Source organism: Ideonella dechloratans (assembly GCF_021049305.1).
GTDB classification, from domain to species: Bacteria; Pseudomonadota; Gammaproteobacteria; order Burkholderiales; family Burkholderiaceae_C; genus Ideonella; species Ideonella dechloratans.
Genome location: NZ_CP088081.1, coordinates 763158 through 780213 on the forward strand (window position 1 = coordinate 763158; position 17056 = coordinate 780213).

The following is a 17056-nucleotide window of genomic DNA, read 5'->3' on the forward strand; positions in this document are numbered from 1 at the left end:
TCAGCCCTTGCGTCCGCCGTTCAGGCGCAGTGTGTAGAAGCCGCGCTGCGGCCGGTTGGGCAGGTTGTCGCAGACGGCGATCTCCAGCCCTTCCAGGGCGATGCGGCCGCTGGCCGATTCGTCGGGGTAGCGGTCGCCCAGGCGCTTGAAGCGGTTGATGCAGACGTTCTGCACCCCGTCCAGGGCCATCAGCGCCTGGTAGAGGTCGCTGGCCCAGAGGTCCTCGCCAAAGCGCAGCCGGCCCGGCGCGAAGAAGCCGCCCGGGCCGGTGCCCAGGGCCCGTTCCACCGCGCGCCGCAACTCGGACTGGAAGTAGTCCGGGTCCACCTGGATGGCCAGGCCCAGCACGATGCCGACCTCCACCGCGCGTTCCAGCACCACCTCCTGGCCCACCATGCGCCAGTCCTCCAGATAGGGGTAGAGCACGCTGCGCACGCTGGGCCGCAGCGCCCGCGCGGGTAGGGCCAGGCCCAGCTCGGCGTGGAAGGCCACGGTCTCGGCCCAGACCGCGTCGTTGAGCGCATCGGTGGCCACGCCCTTGTCGATGGGCTCGTCCAGGTCCAGCAGGGCCCAGGGCACCACGGCCACATGCACGGTGGTCCAGCTGCCGTCCCAGCGTTCCCAGGCGTGGGCGCGCAGCACCAGGGGGTGGTCCTCCAGGCGGGCGGCGTAGTCGTCCACCGTGACCATGCGGTGCTGGTCGTGCACCGCGCGCGGGCCGTCCAGCCGGGCCTGGTCCATCTTCTCCGGGTGGTCCAACCACCAGGCGTCGAAGCGCTGGGCGTCGCTGCGGGTGTCGCCCGCGGCCGGCGGGGCGTCGAAGGGCGGCAGGCCCAGGCGCTGCGCCCGGCCCAGCACGTCATCGCCGATCAGGCTCAGCCAGCGGCGCACCGAGGCGGGTTGGCGCGCGGTCTCCAGCCAGCCCTCGGCGGCGGCGCGGTCCATGGCGTCGGAGAGCTGGTCCAGCGCGCAGGCCAGCACCTCCACCAGGGCCACCTCCACATCGGCCGGGGTCCAGCGGCTGCGCTCGGGGTAGCGCGCGGCCAGCTCCTGCAGCATGAACAGGCGAAAGCCGTCGTAGTCGCGCTGGTCCCAGTCGAAGTCGTCGCCCAGCGCGGGCAGCAGGTCCGGCAGGTCCACCTGGCGCTGGCCGCAATCCGGGCAGCAGCCCAGGCCGTACTGCACGACGGGGGTCGGGTCCTGGGCCATGTCAGGCGCTCTGCAAGGTGAAAGTCTGGCTGTCGCGGTGGCCGATGGCCGCCAGCGTGTAGGCCACGCGGATCTGCAGCGTGGCGTCCTCGCCGTCGACCTCGACCTCCAGGCTGCGCGGGTCCACCTCGCCCTGCAGGGCCTCGGCCAGCGAGGCCAGCAGGCGCCGCCGCGTGACCTGCCACATCGGCGAGTCGTTGGGCTCGAAGACCAGGGCCTTCACCCCGGCGCCGAACTCGGGCCGGAACACCCGCTCGCCCGGCAGCGTGAACAGCACCTGCTCGATCTGGTGGCGGATGTGGGCGCTGCGCTCGGCCAGCACGGGGCCGGCCGTGCCCACGCGCAGCGGGAAGGCCAGGTAGGGCGGGTCGACCAGTCGGCGGGCCATGGGGTGTCTCCTGGGGTGTCGCGGTGCCGCCGCTCAGGCGGTCGTCACCTTGGTGGACAGGCTGCTCATCTCGCCCTGCGGGATGGGCGGGCCCGAGGGGCCCATCGCGGTGGGGTGCACATGGGTGGCGAACAGGGTGAGGAAGCTGGTGCCCTTGATCACCGGCTCACCGCCCGAGCCACCGAGGGCGACCTGGCTGCCTTCGAGCGTGATGACGGCGCTGGCGCTGACCTTGACGCCCGAGGCGCTCATCTCGACGGTGTTGCCGTTGGCGTCTTCCAGCTTGGCGCCGCTGCTGTCCAGCGTGAGGGTGTTGCCGTTGGCGTCCTGCAGCACCACCTTGCCGTTCTTCGCGTCCAGCGTCAGCGTGGCGCCGGCCTGGTCGGTCAGGGCCAGGTTGCCGTCCTTGTTCATCTCCAGCTGGGCGCCGCCCAGGTGGGCCAGCAGCACGTCCTCGTCGCCGGACTTGTCCTCCAGCAGCAGGGTGTGGCCCTGGGGGCTGCGCAGCAGCGTGGTGGTGGGCGGGTCCTGCACCTCGGGGGGGATGTCGCCCGCGGCCTGCCAGAAGGTGCCGGTCCAGATCGGGTGGTCCAGGCTGCCGCCCTCGAACTCCACCCAGAGCTGGGCGCCCACCTGGGGCACGGCGAAGAAGCCCTGGTTGGACAGGCCGCCGCAGGGCAGGCAGGGCAGGGCCCAGTCGGTCTCGGCCTCGCCCAGCAGGGCCGGCACGCGCAGCTTCACGCGGGCCATCTTCTGCGGGTCCTGGTTGTCCACCACGAAGCCGCGGTACTTGCCCCAGGCGCGGCGCTGGGCGTCCCGCTGGGCGATCTGTTGCAGCAGGGCGTCTTGCATCACAGCACCTGGGCCAGCACGCCGCCCAGGCCGGGCAGCGCACCGAGGTTGTCGCCCAGGGCGTTGCGCAACAGCGTGAAGCGCTGGCGGTAGCCCTGGGGGTTGAAGGTGTGGGTCACGGTGTCCACGTAGTAGGTGCCGGAGAGCCAGTCGCCCAAGCCATCCACACCCACCGGCAGGCCGGCCTGCAGCACATGGCCGTAGAGCGTGCCGTCGAGCTCGCCCTCGGCATGCACGCGCTGGATGTCGAGTTCGTTGGCCTTCTGCTGCGCCAGGGCCTGCAGGCGGTTGGCGTCGGCGCCGGCCTCGGCCTGCAAACGCCAGACGAAAGGCTCCAGCCCGGCCGCGCGGCTGTCGGCCCGCTGGCGGCCCAGCACCGTCAGGTTCGGGTCCACCGTGGTCGGGCTCACGCCATCGCCGCTCTCGGCCGGGGCGTCGTAGGCCACGGCATCGGCCTGGTGGCCGTTGACCTGGGCGGTCAGCGACAGACAGTTGGTGTCCGCGCCAGCGTAGATCAGCAAGGTGTCCTGCGGGTCGGCGTCCAGCCGCATGGGGCCGAAGTACACCAGGCCCTCGCGGAAGATCAGCTCGTAGCCGTTGAACTCGGCACGCGACTTCAGGAACTTGATGTCGGTGTCGTCCTGGGCGATGCCCACCAGCCGGTCCTGCCCACCTTCGTTCTTGGGGTGGGGCAAGAGGCCGTAGCCGGAGAGGATCTCCATGAGCAGCAGGCGGTCGCTGCTGGGCAGGGTGCTGCTGCCCCAGGTCTTGCGGTGGTGTTCGCGGTCCAGGCGGATGGAGTCGTCCTGGCATTCGACCCGCACCTGGGCGGCGCCGGCGTCCTGCGGGGTGTCGAGCTTGACCTCGCGGATGTAGCCGCGCATCACCTCCTCGGTGCGGTGGCCGAAGGCGGCGTGGATCTCCACCGGGGCCCAGGGCGTCAGCAGCTCGGCGTCCTGCACCGTCCAGCGGCCCAGCTCGTCGCGCCGGGTCTCGAAGGTGAGCGAGGCGGTGGCGGCCTCGGCGCGGCCGCACTGCACCGTGATCTCCAGCAGAAAGGGGTAGAGCGCCGTGATCTCCTGGCCGTTCACCTTGACCAGGCACTCGGCGGGCGCGCGTTCCTTGGCGGAGAGAAAGTCGAGCAGCATGGCAGGCTCCGTTCCCGCCCTCAGTCCCGCGCCCGCGGGATCAGGATGACCTCGCCAGCGCGGGCGCGCATCGACAGCAACGCCGCGTCGTCCAGGTCGGGGTTGGCGTCCAGGATGCGCCACCACAGCCGCGGGTCGTTGTAGTAGTGGCCGGCCAGCAGGTCCAGGCGGTCGCCCTCGCGCACCACATGCTCGATCACGCCGGGGGCCGGGCCGATCTCGCGGGCGCGGGTGCCCTTGCAGCGCAGGCTGCCGTCGGCCGCGGGCTCGAAGCGGCGGGCGTCCTGGTAGCGGGAGTGTTTCAGGAACATCAGAACAGCCCTCCGATGGCGGCCCCGGCGGTGCGGCCGGTGTTCAGGCCCGAGCCGATGAACTGCTGCAGCTTCTCGGCCTCGTAGAAGGGGTTGTTGCCCTCGATCACCTGCAGGCCCAGCTTGAGCGTGGCGCGGTAGGGCACCAGGTTGGGCAGGTGGGCCGATTCGGTGACCTCGATGCTCTTGAGGAAGACCGGCAGGATGTGCCGGCCCCAGACCCACAGCAGCACCGACGCGCATTGCGCGCGCTGGAAGGCGCGTTGCCCGCCCAGGCCCAGGCTGGCCAGCACCTGCAGACCGCCGGGGCCCTGGGTCTTGGGCTCGACCATGCTGCGCAGCGTGTCCAGCTCGGGCTGGATGCCGAACTCGGTGGCGATGGGCTCGCCGTCGTTCAGGCGGTCGGTGGCGTCCAGCAGGATCTCCAGATCGAAGCTCTCGGGCTCCACCGCCACACCCTGGGCCACGCGGGCGGTTTCGGTGGGCAGGGCGAAGTCGTAGCCGCCACGGGTGGCCGGGGTGCTGCCCAGGGTCAGGGTGACGCTGCGGTTGCGGGTCAGGGTCTGCGGGTTGAAGTCGAAGGCCAGCACCAGCGGGGGCAGGGCCAGCGCGTACTCGACCAGGAAGCCGCGGATGGGAGAGAGCAGGGGCATGGGGCGGGCTCCGGGTCAGCGGGCGGAGCCGCCGGCAAGGGGTGAAGCCGCCAGGGCGCTGTGCACCTGGACCGTGACGGCCTGGGCCAGGCGCTGGGCGATGGCGGCGTCGCTGTGGCCGGTCTGCACCGCCAGGGGTGGCAGCTGCAGGGCGGGCAGGGCCGCGTTGTGCGCCAGGCGCAGGCCGCCCAGGTGCTCGGGCCGGGCCAGGGCATCGCCCAGCAGGCGGGCGATGCGCGGCGCCCGGGCCTCGAAGCCGGCGGGCAGCTGCAGTGCCAGGTGGTCGATCTCAAGCCTCATCGCGCAGCTCCGGGGGCAGGTGGCGGGCCAGTGGGCCCAGGTCCTGGGGCGAGAGTTCGCGCCCCTCCTTGGCCAGCTCGCGCCAGACGGCATGCGCCACATGGCCCAGGCCGATGGGCTGGCCCTGGGCGGCGGCCAGGAAGGCCGCGTGCAGGGCCGCGTTGCGGATGCTGCCCCCGCTGAGGGCCACGGCCTCGCCCAGCAGGACCGGGTCCAGGTCGGCGCTGCGCGGGGCCTGCGGCGGCAGCAGGCGGCGCCACAGCTCGGCGCGGGCCGGCGCATCGGGCCGGGGGAACTCCACCACCATCTGGAAGCGGCGGGTGAAGGCCGGGTCCAGCTGCTTGCGCAGGTTGGTGGTCAGGATGCAGGGGCCGTCGTGGGCCTCGATGCGGGTCAGCAGGTGGCTGACCTCCAGGTTGGCGTAGCGGTCGCGGGCCTCCTTCACCTCGCCGCGCTTGGCGAACAGTGCATCGGCCTCATCGAACTGCAGCACCATGGGCTGGCCCTCGGCGGCGTCGAACAGGCGGTTGAGGTTCTGCTCGGTCTCGCCCACGTACTTGCTGACCAGGCGGCCCAGGTCCACCCGGTACAGGCGCCAGCCCAGGGCGCTGGCGATGACGCTGGCGGCCAGGGTCTTGCCGGTGCCCGAGGGGCCGGCGAACAGGGCCACCGGCCCGCCGTGGGCCCGGCCGCCCCAGCGGCCCACCACGGTGTCGCGCTGGGTGATCCACAGCAGGAACTCCTGCAGCATGGCCAGGCGGCTGGCCGGCAGCACCAGGTCGTCCCAGCCGGCATGGCCGGGCACCGGGCTGGCGCCGGGCGGGGGCGTGGGCTCGGCCGGCCGGCCGCAGACCCGGGCCAACAGGGCCGGCGTGGCGCGCAGGGGCTGGTAAGGGTCGTCGGCCTCCAGCCGCAGCCAGCCCAGGCGGCGCAGCGGGGCCTCGGGCGCCAGGGCGCGGCGCAGCCATTCGGCCTGGCTGGCGTCCAGGGCCAGCAGCTCCTGCACCAGGGCGCGGCTGGCCCAGGGCTGGGTGGCGCCCGGCTGCAGGCCCTGGAAGGCCCAGCCCAGGCGCGGCTCCAGCTCGGGGGCCAGGGCGCAGACCAGGGCGTCCAGTTCCACCGGCTCCAGGGTGTGGCCCAGCAGGGCGGCCCAGGGGCCGTCGGGCGCGCGCAGCGCATCCACCTGGGCCTGCTGGGCGCGCAGCGGGGCCAGCTCGGCCTCACCCAGGGTCTGGCCGGCGCGCTGGCGCGACAGGCAGGCGACCAGCGTGTCCAGGCGCTGCCATTCCGGGTCCAGCACGGCCAGCAGGGGCAGGTCGGGGCGCGGGGCGTTCATGGTCGGGCTCCGCTCAGGCCGCCGAGAGGCTGATCAGCAGGGGGTTGGAGCGCAGCGTCAGCGGCGCGCCGTCGGCCGGCCGCACCCACGCGCGTTCGGCGTGCAGGGCCCACTGGCCGGGCTGGCTGGTGTCCGGCAGCGGCAGGGCCAGCAGCGGTGCGCCAGCGGCCTGGTCGGGCCAGATGCCGGGGCTGGCGATGCGGGCCTCGGTGACGGTCGGGTGGTCCACCCAGCCCTGGGTGCGGCTCCAGTGCTGCCAGTGCAGCGTCACCGGCATGCCGGGCTGGCCGGCCAGCCACAGCCGCGGGGTGAAGGCCGCCAGCGCCGGGCTGCCAACGACGAAGCCCAGGCTGAGCGCGCACTGCCCGTCCTGCACCCAGGCCAGGGCGGGGGCCCAGTCGGACTGACGCAGGTCCGGCACCATGGCCGGCACGGCGGGGCCGCGGGCGCTGGGTGTGGTGGCCTCTGCCGTCAGGGGCGCCTGCACCCCCAGGCCCAGGGCGCCAGCCCAGGGGCCGGCCAGGGTGGGCTGGGCCGGGATGACGGGCAGCAGCGAGACCTCGAACAGCGCCGAGGGGCGGTAGACCGCGTCGCCCTGGGTGGACCAGAGCTGGTTGAGCGCGTCCAGGCCCAGGGGCTGCAGCATGACCTGCAGCTGCACGACGGTGTCGTCCACCGGCACCTGCAGCACCGGCTGTTCGTGGGCCAGGCGCAGCACCTCGCCCAGCAGGCGCAGGTCGTTCTCGCCCTCGCCCACCGAGTCCTCGCCCACCGCGAAGGGGGTGACCAGGCAGAAGCCGCGCACCCAGGCGGTGTCGCCGGGCAGCGTGTCGGGGAAGAGGCCGGCCGGCTCGAAGCGATAGAAGAACAGGTTGACCTGGTGGTGCGGGCTGCCGTCGCCCGCGGCGCTGGCGGCACCGGCGGGGGTGCCCAGCACCACGTTGACCTTGCTGCGGTCCGGGCCGTTGAGCGCGCTGTCCAGGTGGGCGCGCCAGGCCTTGCAGACCAGGGACAGCGGGGAGGTGGCCAGTGCCATCGTCGCGTCCTCTGCGCTCAGAGCCGCCGCAGGTAGTGGCGGCTCAGGTAGGCGCTGTCCACCGCGGGGGCGGGGTTGCGGGCCGGCGCGGGCGGTGCTGGGGCCTGCACCGTGATGTCGATGCGGCCGATGTGCAGTGTGGCGGGGGCGGGCGGCGCTGCGCTGCGCGCCGCCGGGGGGAGGGCGGCCGAGGTGGAGGCGGGCTCGGCGGGTCGCTTGCGGCCCGGCATCGCCGGGAGGCCCGTATGCAGGACGTTCCATGCGGCATGAGCACCGGCCTGCGGGGACGCGTCTGCGTCTGCCGTGGCCACGCGTGACGCGCGCGTGGCATCGACCCCACCGAGACCATCGGCGCGATCGGCGAGCAGAGGGCCGTCCCGCCCCTGCTGCAGTTCGGCCCAGGCAGCGCGGGTGCGCTGCTGCCGTGCCGCGAGCAAGGCCTGCGCGGGCACGGGTGCCGCCGAGGTGGGGGCATCCGGTAGGGCCTCGGATGCCGAATTGAATTCAGAAGGGGCGCCCCGACCCGGAACCCGGCTCAAGTCCGAGACATCGTGTTCGCTCGACTTCACTGGCGATGCTGCGGTGTCGGAGAGGCTCGTCGACGCAGGGGAGGCCTCAGACCTCGGACCGGACATCCAAGACGACCGGCGACCGTGGACTGCGGACCCTGCACGGGCATCCGTCACATCAGACTCTCGTGGCAGTGCGGTCATGCCTGTTGCCAGGTTGCTTTCACTTTGTTCATCCTTCACGGAATGCATTGCAGACCCCGTGGGTGTGCCCACCTCGGTGCCTGCCGACCAGGGGTCGCCAGTCGGCGGTTTTCCATCCGCCTTCTGGTGTGACGCCTCCCGGAGGTCTGCCGCAGCCACGGCAGCCCCCGCCTTCTGAAACCGGAACACCGTCTGCAGGCCGCCCTCGGGCGGGGCAGGCGGTTCGAGGGGGGCCTCCTCGGGCGTGTCGCCCTCGGGCAGGGCAGCCGCGCGGCGCAGCCAGCCGCCCCGGTCGGTGGACAGGGGGCGTCGCGCGTCGCGCAGGGTGTCGTGGAAGAGGCCCATGGTGCGTGCCCTCAGGCCGACAGGCCCCGGGCCTGGTCGATCAGCTGCAGGTAGCGCAGGCGGCGCGGCCGGGGCAGGGCCAGGATCTCGGCCTCCGACCAGTGGTAGTGCCAGGCCAGGCGGTGAACCTGCAGCAGCAGGGTGTCGGGGCGGTGGCGCAGGGCGCCGTAGGGGTCCAGGTCCACCGCATGGGCGGTGCCGCATTCGGGGCAGGCGGCCTGCACCTGCAGCACCAGGGCCGGGGCGATGGCGTCCAGCGCGGCTTCGACCCGCGCCGCCCAGGCACCGATCTGTGCGGGCTCGCCCAGGGGCAAGGTGTCGGGTGCTTCGGCCAGGCGCTGCAGCAGCCAGGCCTCGACCGTGTCGTCGGGCTGGTGGGCCAGCTCCGAGAGGTCGGCACCCACCGGCAGGCGAAAGCGCCGCGTCACGCCGTCCTCACCGGCCAGTTCGGCCCAGGGGTAGCCGGGGCCGGCCTCGGTGACGGGCAGCGTGGCCAGGTCCAGCGCGAAGTCGAAGTGCGCGTCGCAGGCCGGGCAGCGGCTGCTGAGCCACTGCGGGGTGGGTGTGCCGAGATCCTCGTCCAGGTGCTGGGCGAGCTGGCGCATCAGGAACTGGCGGTCGGCCAGACACAAGGCCGCCACCCGGTGGGGCTGGGGCGGTTCTCCCGCCAGCCGGGCCAGGGCCTGGCTCAGCACCGCGGTCACGGCGCCGGGGGTGTCCTGGGCGGCTTCGGTCGCCTCGGCCAGGGCCAGCTCCAGCGCGCCGGTGAGTGGATGGAAGGCCCAGTCCCGCCGGCGCTGGCCGTGTTCGACCAGCCCGCCGGGCAGCGGCGGGAGGTCGGTGGGGGCAGCCAGCGCGTTCATGGCCAGGGGTGGTCGGCTCCGGGGGCTCAGCTCTCGACCGGCTCGCCCACCGCGGTGTCACGCTGCCAGCCTTCGTGCTGCAGCGTGAGGGTCTGGATGCCGACCGCGTTCATCGCGCCAGCATCCAGCTCGGGCAGGGCCTGGTATTCCGACACCCAGGCGCGGAAGAGCTTGTAGGACAGTGCGACCTGGCCCTGCAGGTTCAGCACGTTGATGACGATGTCCTTGCGGAAGTTCTTCAGCGACATCGCGGCGTCGCCCTCGATGTTGTTGACCAGGTTGGCCCAGCCCTCGAACACCGGGTCGTGCGACAGGCCCTGCTCCAGCGTGACGGGCTCGTAGCTGGTGCCGCCGGGCAGGATGCGTTCCTTGCTCGGGTCACCGGCGGTGCGCCACTTGATGGCCTCGGTCTTGCGCTTGAGCGCGCCCATCTTCTTGAGCCCAGCCACGGGCTTGCCGTCGATGAGGATCTGGAACTTGAAGGTGCGGTAGGGGTCGTGCCGGTGCGTGTTGACCGGGAACATCGGAGCGGCCATGGGAGGGTCTCCTCAGGGAAAGGACGGGACCAGGGGGCTGACGGTGCGGGTGTGCGGGGGCATGTGGTGGCGTCCCTCAGGACTGGCCCACCTTCTGCTGGATGCGTACGATCACGAACTCGGCGGGCTTGAGCGGGGCGAAGCCGACGATGGCGATGACCATGCCGCGGTCGATGTCGTCCTGGGTCATGGTGTCGCCCAGGCCGCAGCGCACGAAGTAGGCGTCCGAGGCCTTCTGGCCCTGGAAGGCGCCGGCCCGGAACAGGCCGTCCATGAAGGCGCCGACATTGGCGCGCAGCGAGGACCAGAGCCGGTGGTCGTTGGGCTCGAACACCGCCCACTGGATGCCGTTGTAGATGCTGCTCTCGATGTAGAGCGCGGTGCGCCGCACCGGCACGTAGCGCCACTCGGGGTTGGCCTTGGTGGACAGGGTGCGGGTGCCCCACAGCACCGCGCCGTAGCTGGGCAGCTTGCGCAGGCAGTTCACACCCTCGGGGTTGAGCTGGTCCTGCTCGCCGTCCTCGACCTGGAACTCCAGGCCGGCCATGCCGCGCACGGTCGCCTCCACGCCGGCCGGTGCCTTCCAGACGCCGCGGGTGCCGTCGGTGCGGGCCCAGATGCCGGCGGCAAAAGCTGAGGGCGCGGCCAGCAGCGTGGTGGGCGCGGTGGGGTGGGTGTCGCGGTTGTAGAAAGGGTTGGCGATGCGCACCCAGGGGTAGTAGAGCGCGGTGTAGGTGGAGGTGGGCGGGCTCAGGGCCTGCACCTTGCCAGCGGTGTCCAGCTCGGTGCCGGCCGGCGGGTCCACCAGCAGCATGCGGTTGGCCGTGTTTTCACAGTGGGTGATGGCCTGGTCGATCACCGGGTTGGCGGCGCCGCTGGGGTCCAGCGTCTGGCCGGGCAGCAGCACGATGTTGACGTCGCGCACCTTGGCCAGGCGGGTGAAGAAGCTGGCGTAGGTGTCGGCCGTGGGGGCGTCGCCGTCGCTGCCCAGCGTGAGCGCCTGCAGCCCGTTGTCGCGCGGCACCACGTCGCGGGCGCCGTGCAGTTCGGTGCCGCCATTGCCCGTGCCCAGCTTCAGCAGGGTGGCCAGCGGGCCGGGGCGCACCACCACCGCGGAGAAGGCCGTCTTGCTGCCGGAGGCCAGGTGCAGCTTGTTGTCGCCCCCGAAGGTGCAGGCGAAGCCGGTGTAGGCGCTGCCCAGGGCCAGCACCTTGGTGGTGATGGCCTGGGTCACGTCGCTGGCGCTGCTGTAGGCGCCGTCGGCCGCCGCGCCCAGCGTGATGGTCTGCGGGCCCAGGTTGTCGATGTTGAGCGTCAGGCTCATCGTGGGCAGCACCGTGGTCCAGTCGAAACCGGAGAGGTCGTCGCTGACGCTTTCACCCGCCAGGTAGTAGGTGGCCGGGTTGTTCTGGAGGTCGGTGGCCAGCTCGGCCCGCAGATAGCGCGAGCCGCCGTTGATCACCACGGGAGCGTAGGCCGGGTCCGAGCTGTCCATCGACAGCGTGCCAAAGCTCTCCAGCAGGCTGTCGGTGTTGCTGGCGCTGTCGTGCAGCAGCACGTCGAGCTTGAAGCGCACGCCGCTGGCCGCCGGGACGACATGCACCCGCAGTGCATTGCCCCAGACCCCGGCGCTGGTGGCGCTCAGGCTCAGCACGTTGGTGGCGGTGGCCGTGCCGCCGCTGCGACCGGGCAGGGTGCCGGCCGGCAGCGCGGCGGTGTGGGCGTTGTCGGCCAGGCGGGCGATGTAGGCGTCGCGCCCGCCATTGAGGAAGAAGTTGAAGGCGGCGATGGCCAGCGCGTCGGTCTCGCTGTGGATGCCGCCGAACCGGGCCTTGTAGTCGTCCCAGCTGTGCACCAGCACCGGCTCGCCGATGGGGCCTTCGGTGGTGCCGCCGATCAGCGCGGCGATCGAGGTGGACACCCCTTCGATCGGCTTGGCGCCGCTGGGGATCTCTTCCATGTAGACCCCAGGGTGCAGGTAGCTGGGCATGCTGTGTCTCCTGGCAATGGGCAGAGCCTCCGGAGGAACCCGGGGCCGTGCTGCGGTGGATCGGGACGGTGGGTACTGCATGCCGCCAGAAGAACTGCTGGAGCTCGGGCGCATGTGGGAGCTGCGCTCTGCCCGTTCCGGCTGACAGGGAGAGATTAGGTCCGCCGGGCCTTGCTGTGGTCTACCCCCGCTTGGGGGACTGTCCTGTGTTCAGGGGACAGGTCGCGCATGCTGCGCTGCAGCGTCCTCTCAGCGGGCCATGCCGGCGGGGTGACAGGCTCGTGTGATGAGCCTGAATGGCTCACCTTCTGTTACCGCTTCAGGGGGTGATCGTGACGATCGGCAGGGGGGCGGTGGGCGCGGGAAGCCAATGCAGCAGGCGGCGGTAGAGCTCGTCCGGAGCCACCGGCTTGCCCAGGTGGTCGTCCATGCCGGCGGCCAGGCAGCTGTCGCGGTCCTCGTCGAAGGCGTTGGCCGTCATGGCGATGATGGGCAGTGTCGGGCCCAGCGCGCCGCGGATCCGGCGGGCGGCTTCCAGCCCGTCCATCTCGGGCATCTGCATGTCCATCAGCACCAGGGCGTGGCCACCCCGCAGGGCCTTTTCCACCGCCTGCGCCCCGGTGGCGGCCAGGTCCACCAGCAGCCCCGCGCTGGCCAGCAGCTCGGTGGCCACTTCCTGGTTGACCTCGTTGTCCTCGGCCAGCAGCACGGTCAGGCCGCGGGCGCGCCGGCGCAGGGTCTCCAGCAGCCGGGCCCGGTCAGGGGCCGCCTCGGCCGGTCGACGCAGCTCTTCGGCGGACAGCGCGCGGGCCAGGGTGTCGTGCAGGGTCGAGGGGGTCACCGGCTTGGGCAGCACCAGGGCAGGGAGGTCGGCCTGCGCCAGGGCCCGCCGCGCATCGTCCTCGTCGAAGGCGGTGACCAGGATGCTGGGGGGCAGCCGCTCGCCCAGCCGTCTGCGCAGGGCCTGCAGGGTGGCGATGCCGTCCATCTGCGGCATGCGCCAGTCCAGCAGCAGCACGTCGTGCGGGCTGCCCGCCTGCGCGGCCGCTGCGGCGCATTCGAGGGCATGGGGGCCGCTGGTGGCCTCTTCCACGGTCAGCCCCAGCACCGCGAGCTGTGCGCTCAGGGCCTGGCGCGCCTCGTCGAGGTCATCGACCAGCAGTGCCCGCAGCGCCTGGCTCGGCAACGTCGGGTGATCGCCCACGGCGGCACTGGCGCGGGCCAGCCGGGCGGTGAACCAGAAGGTGCTGCCTTGGCCCTCACGGCTGTCCACCCCGGCCTCGCCGCCCATCAGGCGGGCCAGGTGGCGGGTCAGGGCCAGGCCCAGGCCGGTGCCGCCGTAGCGCCGCGTGGTGGAGCTGTCGGCCTGCTCGAAGGCCTCGAACAGGTGCTGTTGCTGGGCCGCGCTGATGCCGATGCCGGTGTCGGTCACCGAGAAGCGCAGGTGCAGGGCCTCGCCTTCCTCGCGCATCAGCTCGCCGCGCAGGCGGACCCAGCCGCTTTCGGTGAACTTCACCGCGTTGGTCAGCAGGTTGATCAGGGCCTGGGCCAGGTGCTTGGGGTCGCCCCGCAGCTGGGCGGGCAGGTGGTCCGTGTCCACGATCAGCTCGAGCTGCTTGGCGGCGGCGGCCGAGCCCACCACCGAGGTGACCCGGGCGATCAGGGCATCGCGCGCGAAGTCCACCTGTTCGAGCTGGAGCTTGCCGGCCTCGATCTTGGACAGGTCCAGGATGTCGTTGATGACCTGCAGCAGGTGGTGGGCGGCCACGTCGATGCGTTGCAGGCGGTCGCGCTGGCTCGGGTCCTGGAGGTCGCGCTCGATCAGGTGGGTCAGCCCGATGATGGCGTTCATCGGGGTGCGGATCTCGTGGCTCATGTTGGCCAGGAAGGCGCTCTTGGCGCGGGTGGCGGCTTCGGCCTGGTCGGCCCGCTGGGCCAGGGCCTGGTTGGCGCGGGCGAGCTCCTGCTCGGTCTGCTTCAGGCGCGAGACGTCGGTCACCACCACGATGAAGCCCTGCACCTCGCCGCTCATGCGGTGCGGCACGTAGGTCCCCAGGGTGTGCACGGCCTGGCCATCGTGGCGCACCAGGGTGCGCTCCAGATCCTGCCGCTCGCCCCGCAGCGCGGCGTCGATGTGGGGCTGGTTGTGGGCCAGGAACTCCTCGCCCAGCACCTCGCGCATGGTGTGGCCGATCACCGCCTCGGCCGGCCGCCCCATCCAGTCCAGGTAAGCCTGGTTGGCGAAGCGGCAGCACTGGTCCTGGTCCCAGTAGGCGATCATGCTGGGCACGCTGTCGCTCAGCCGGCGCAGGAACTGCTCGCCCCGGCTGAGCGCCTCGGCCAGACTCTCGGCGCGCTGACGGGCCAGGGTGAGCTCGGTGATGTCGGTGCTGGCGGCCACGAAGCCGGCGTCGGGGATGTCGGGCCGCCGGTCGGGCACCCGCACCACCAGGAAGTGGCCCCGGTGGCCATCGTGGCGGGTCAGGTCGAACTCGTCCTGCACCGTCTCGCCGGCCAGGGTGCGGTCGATCTGCGGCTGCTGCTGCTCGCGCATTGCCCGTCCGATGATCTCGTCGTAGTGGCGCCCGAGCAGGGCGTCGCGCGGCGCGCCGAACCACTCCGTGAAGGCCCGGTTGGCAAAGGCCAGCCGCAGGTCGCGTGTCCAGTAGGCCAGCAGGGTGGGCTGGTGGTCGCTCATCAGCTGGGCGAAGGACTCGAGCGCCAGCTTGGCCTGCAGCGCCGCGCTCAGTTCCTGCGTGCGCTGGGTCACCATGTCTTCCAGGTGGGTGTGGTGAAGCTTGAGCTGCACGGCCTGCTGGCGCAGCTCGGTCACGTCGGTGAAGGAGACCACCGCGCCCACGGGCTGCTCGCCCGGTGGCTCGAACAGGGGTTCGACGTTGACGGTGATCCAGCGCAGGGTCTGACCCGGGCGCGTGATGCCCATCAGGCAATCCCGCTGGGCGGGGCCGCCGTGCAGGGCCTGGTGCAGCGGGTTCTGCGCGTCGGGCAGCGGCGAGCCGTCTTCGCGGATCAGATGGAAGCCGGGCTGCTCCAGGATGGACCCCGTGCCCGGGCGGGCCGCCGGCCCCAGCAACTGCACGGCCGCCGGGTTGCTGTCCAGCACCCGGCCCTGCGCGTCGCAGACAAAGACCCCCTCGGCCATGGCGGTCAAGGTCGAGCGCATGCGGCTTTCGCTCTGCACCAGGGCCCGTCCGGCGGCGCGCCGCCGTTGCTCGGCCCGCAGCGCACCCAGGCACAGGCCGCAGAAGAGCAGCCCGGCCAGTGCCACCGACAGCAGGCCGATCTGGCGCAGGCGGCCGGTGCGCTCGGCGTCGATGGCGCGCACCTGGTCGCCGAGCCTGTCCAGCCGGGTGGTCAGGTCGTGCATGAGCTGGCGGGCCTGCAGTTCCTGGCCTTCCTGGGCCGACTGTCCATCGCTCCAGATGGCCAGGAGTTCCTCGATGATGGCCTGCAGCGCGTGGATTTCCTGGGCACTGCGCGTCAGTGCGACCAGGGGTGCGAGTTCCTCCCGGGCCTGGCCCAGCAGCGCACGCCCCTGGTCCTGCTGCCAGGGGCTGTCCGGCGGGCCCCCCAGGCGCAGATGCATGGCGCCCAGGTAGAGGTCGTCGGTGGCGCGCTTGATGCGCATCAGGCTGTCGGAGGTGCGTCGTGCTTCGCTCTGTTCGGCCCGGTCCAGCAGCAGCAGGGTGAGCATGACGGCCAGCGCGCCCAGCACCATGGCCAACAGCCAGCGTCGCCCCGTGGCGGCCGCCAGCTCGTGGGGGGCTGGCAGGGGACGGTTCGGCAGGGACATGTCGGCGGACGTCATGGCGCGGTGGGCAGATCCTCTGGACCCAGCCCGAAGCGGGCCAGCATGGCCAGGTGGGCGGGGCTGCCCAGGTAGCCTGCCAGCGCCTGGTCCACGGCATCGGCCAGGCGGCTGTCGGACTCCCGCAGGGCCAGGGCCACCTGCTGGGTGGGGGTGCCCGGGCCCATCGCGGGACGGGCCGCCAGGCGACCCTCCGAGGCCAGGGCCATGGCCTGCACCGTGGGCAGGGACAGCGCCAGGGCGCCGGCCTGACCGAGCAGCACGGCCGTCTGCCCGCTGCGGGCATCGGGCACCGACAGCAGGCTGTCGGCAGGCACCGGGCGTTGGCGGAACAGGGCTTCCTCGGCCGAGCCCTGCAGCACGGCGATGCGGAAGCTGCTGCTGGGTTGAACCGCCGAATAGTCCAGCGTCAGCGGCCGGCTGGCCTGCGTCAGCCAACCCGGCCGCACCCTCAGCGTGGGCCGGGTGAAGCGCACCTGCCGGGCACGCTCCGGGGTGATGAACATGCCGGCGGCGATCAGGTCGAAGCGATCGGCCAGCAGGTCGGGGATCAGGTGGTCGAAGCTGGTGAGGATCCAGGTCGTGCGCAGGCCCAGGCGCTCGGCCACCGCCCGGGCCACCTCGGGCGATTCGCCGCTGGGCTGGCCCAGCGGGTCCAGCATGGCGTAGGGAGCCTCCAACGCGTAGCCCACCCGCAGGACGCCCGAAGCCTGCACACGCGCCAGGGCGTCGTCCCGTGAAAAGTGTCGCCACAAGGCCACAGCCGCGCCCCCCGCCAGCAGAGCGGTGGTTCCCAACATGATGTGTCGTCGCGTGCTCGGCATGAGTGTTCTTGGCACGGGGTCGGTGCCCTGATCCTGGACCGCGGCGCCCTGGGGTGTGTGGCCGGACCTCGCCCAGGCGCTGGCCCTCGGTGCGAGGCCCTGGGGTTGAGTCTGGCCTGTCAGGCCCGGCCTGCCGAGGGGGTATCTCCTCTGTCGGGGGGATGAGTTGGGGGCTTCTCGTTCATTTCTGGCGCAAACAGGCCCGAAATTCCCCTGATCCTGGCTCGGTTTCTGCTTGAACATCGTGGCAGGTGTCACGCCGGGGTGGCCCAGGGGCCACCCTGTGCGGAATGTGGTCAAGCCGACAAGAGCCCTTGCGCCCGCCCCTGCCTGTGCCCAGCCCGGAGATCGGAGCGCTTCCATGTACGCCAAGGCCCTGTTCGACATCGTGCACACCAGCGGGCAGCAAGCGCTCAAGCTGGTGGTCGCCCTGGAAGGCGGGGCCGACGAGCTCTTCGCCAGCCCCAACACGCTGGCTGCCATCGAGGACCACCTGCTCAACGTGGCCACCACCCTGGCCCACCTGCCGCCGGTGGTCCTGCTGCGCCTGCCCCAGGTGGACTGGACCGGCTGGGGTGCGCTGCTGCAGGCCCTGCGCCAGCGCGATCCGCAGCGCCGCGACATCGTCTGGTACGCCGTCTGCGGCCTGCTGCCGGCCACCCTGGTGTTGCTGGACCAGCTGCGCGCCCAGGAGCCCGACTGGTTCGAAATTCAATACTGACC

General features: G+C 72.2%; 16 protein-coding genes. 1 reads left to right on the plus strand and 15 read right to left on the minus strand.

Going from position 1 to position 17056, the window contains the following annotated elements:
* From LRM40_RS03505 to LRM40_RS03575, 15 genes are all read right to left on the minus strand, one after another.
* Entirely contained in the window at positions 1-1209 is a 1209-nt protein-coding gene (locus tag LRM40_RS03505) for a baseplate J/gp47 family protein (RefSeq protein WP_151125777.1), read from the minus strand.
* 1 nt (position 1210) lies between these two features.
* Positions 1211-1597: a GPW/gp25 family protein gene (locus LRM40_RS03510; protein WP_151125778.1), complete on the minus strand. Its 387-nt coding sequence runs from the start codon at positions 1595-1597 to the stop codon at positions 1211-1213.
* Positions 1598-1630: 33 nt separating this feature from the next.
* Positions 1631-2449, minus strand: coding sequence for a phage baseplate assembly protein V (locus LRM40_RS03515; RefSeq protein ID WP_151125779.1), 819 nt, complete (start codon positions 2447-2449; stop codon positions 1631-1633).
* Complete coding sequence (locus LRM40_RS03520; RefSeq protein ID WP_151125780.1) at positions 2449-3597, minus strand: phage late control D family protein; 1149 nt, start codon at positions 3595-3597, stop codon at positions 2449-2451. Before LRM40_RS03520 ends, LRM40_RS03515 begins: the two co-directional genes overlap by 1 nt.
* A gap of 20 nt (positions 3598-3617) precedes the next feature.
* A complete protein-coding gene (locus LRM40_RS03525; RefSeq protein ID WP_151125781.1) occupies positions 3618-3908 on the minus strand; it encodes a LysM peptidoglycan-binding domain-containing protein in 291 nt (96 codons plus the stop codon).
* Positions 3908-4561 (minus strand): hypothetical protein, encoded by a 654-nt coding sequence (locus LRM40_RS03530; RefSeq protein WP_211373066.1) that lies wholly within the window; start codon positions 4559-4561, stop codon positions 3908-3910. The genes LRM40_RS03525 and LRM40_RS03530 overlap by 1 nt, the downstream gene beginning before the upstream one ends.
* Positions 4562-4576: 15 nt before the next feature.
* Entirely contained in the window at positions 4577-4861 is a 285-nt protein-coding gene (locus LRM40_RS03535) for a hypothetical protein (RefSeq protein ID WP_151125782.1), read from the minus strand.
* Entirely contained in the window at positions 4851-6197 is a 1347-nt protein-coding gene (locus tag LRM40_RS03540) for an ATP-binding protein (protein WP_231067708.1), read from the minus strand. Before LRM40_RS03540 ends, LRM40_RS03535 begins: the two co-directional genes overlap by 11 nt.
* A 13-nt stretch (positions 6198-6210) precedes the next feature.
* Positions 6211-7233: a Pvc16 family protein gene (locus LRM40_RS03545; RefSeq protein ID WP_151122607.1), complete on the minus strand. Its 1023-nt coding sequence runs from the start codon at positions 7231-7233 to the stop codon at positions 6211-6213.
* Positions 7234-7250: 17 nt separating this feature from the next.
* Complete coding sequence (locus LRM40_RS03550; protein WP_211372933.1) at positions 7251-7463, minus strand: hypothetical protein; 213 nt, start codon at positions 7461-7463, stop codon at positions 7251-7253.
* An 839-nt stretch (positions 7464-8302) separates the two neighbouring features.
* Entirely contained in the window at positions 8303-9154 is an 852-nt protein-coding gene (locus tag LRM40_RS03555; RefSeq protein ID WP_151122610.1) for a hypothetical protein, read from the minus strand.
* A 26-nt stretch (positions 9155-9180) separates the two neighbouring features.
* On the minus strand, positions 9181-9690 hold the full coding sequence (locus LRM40_RS03560) for a phage tail protein (protein WP_151122612.1): 510 nt from the start codon (positions 9688-9690) through the stop codon (positions 9181-9183).
* A 76-nt stretch (positions 9691-9766) separates the two neighbouring features.
* Positions 9767-11680: a phage tail sheath subtilisin-like domain-containing protein gene (locus tag LRM40_RS03565; protein ID WP_151122614.1), complete on the minus strand. Its 1914-nt coding sequence runs from the start codon at positions 11678-11680 to the stop codon at positions 9767-9769.
* Between the two features lie 319 nt (positions 11681-11999).
* Positions 12000-15509 (minus strand): PAS domain-containing hybrid sensor histidine kinase/response regulator, encoded by a 3510-nt coding sequence (locus tag LRM40_RS03570; RefSeq protein WP_151122615.1) that lies wholly within the window; start codon positions 15507-15509, stop codon positions 12000-12002.
* Positions 15506-16309, minus strand: coding sequence for a transporter substrate-binding domain-containing protein (locus tag LRM40_RS03575; RefSeq protein WP_170288803.1), 804 nt, complete (start codon positions 16307-16309; stop codon positions 15506-15508). Before LRM40_RS03575 ends, LRM40_RS03570 begins: the two co-directional genes overlap by 4 nt.
* Positions 16310-16694: 385 nt before the next feature.
* Between LRM40_RS03575 and LRM40_RS03580 the strand changes: the two genes are divergently transcribed.
* A complete protein-coding gene (locus tag LRM40_RS03580) occupies positions 16695-17054 on the plus strand; it encodes a hypothetical protein (protein ID WP_151122619.1) in 360 nt (119 codons plus the stop codon).
* Positions 17055-17056: the final 2 nt, after the last annotated feature.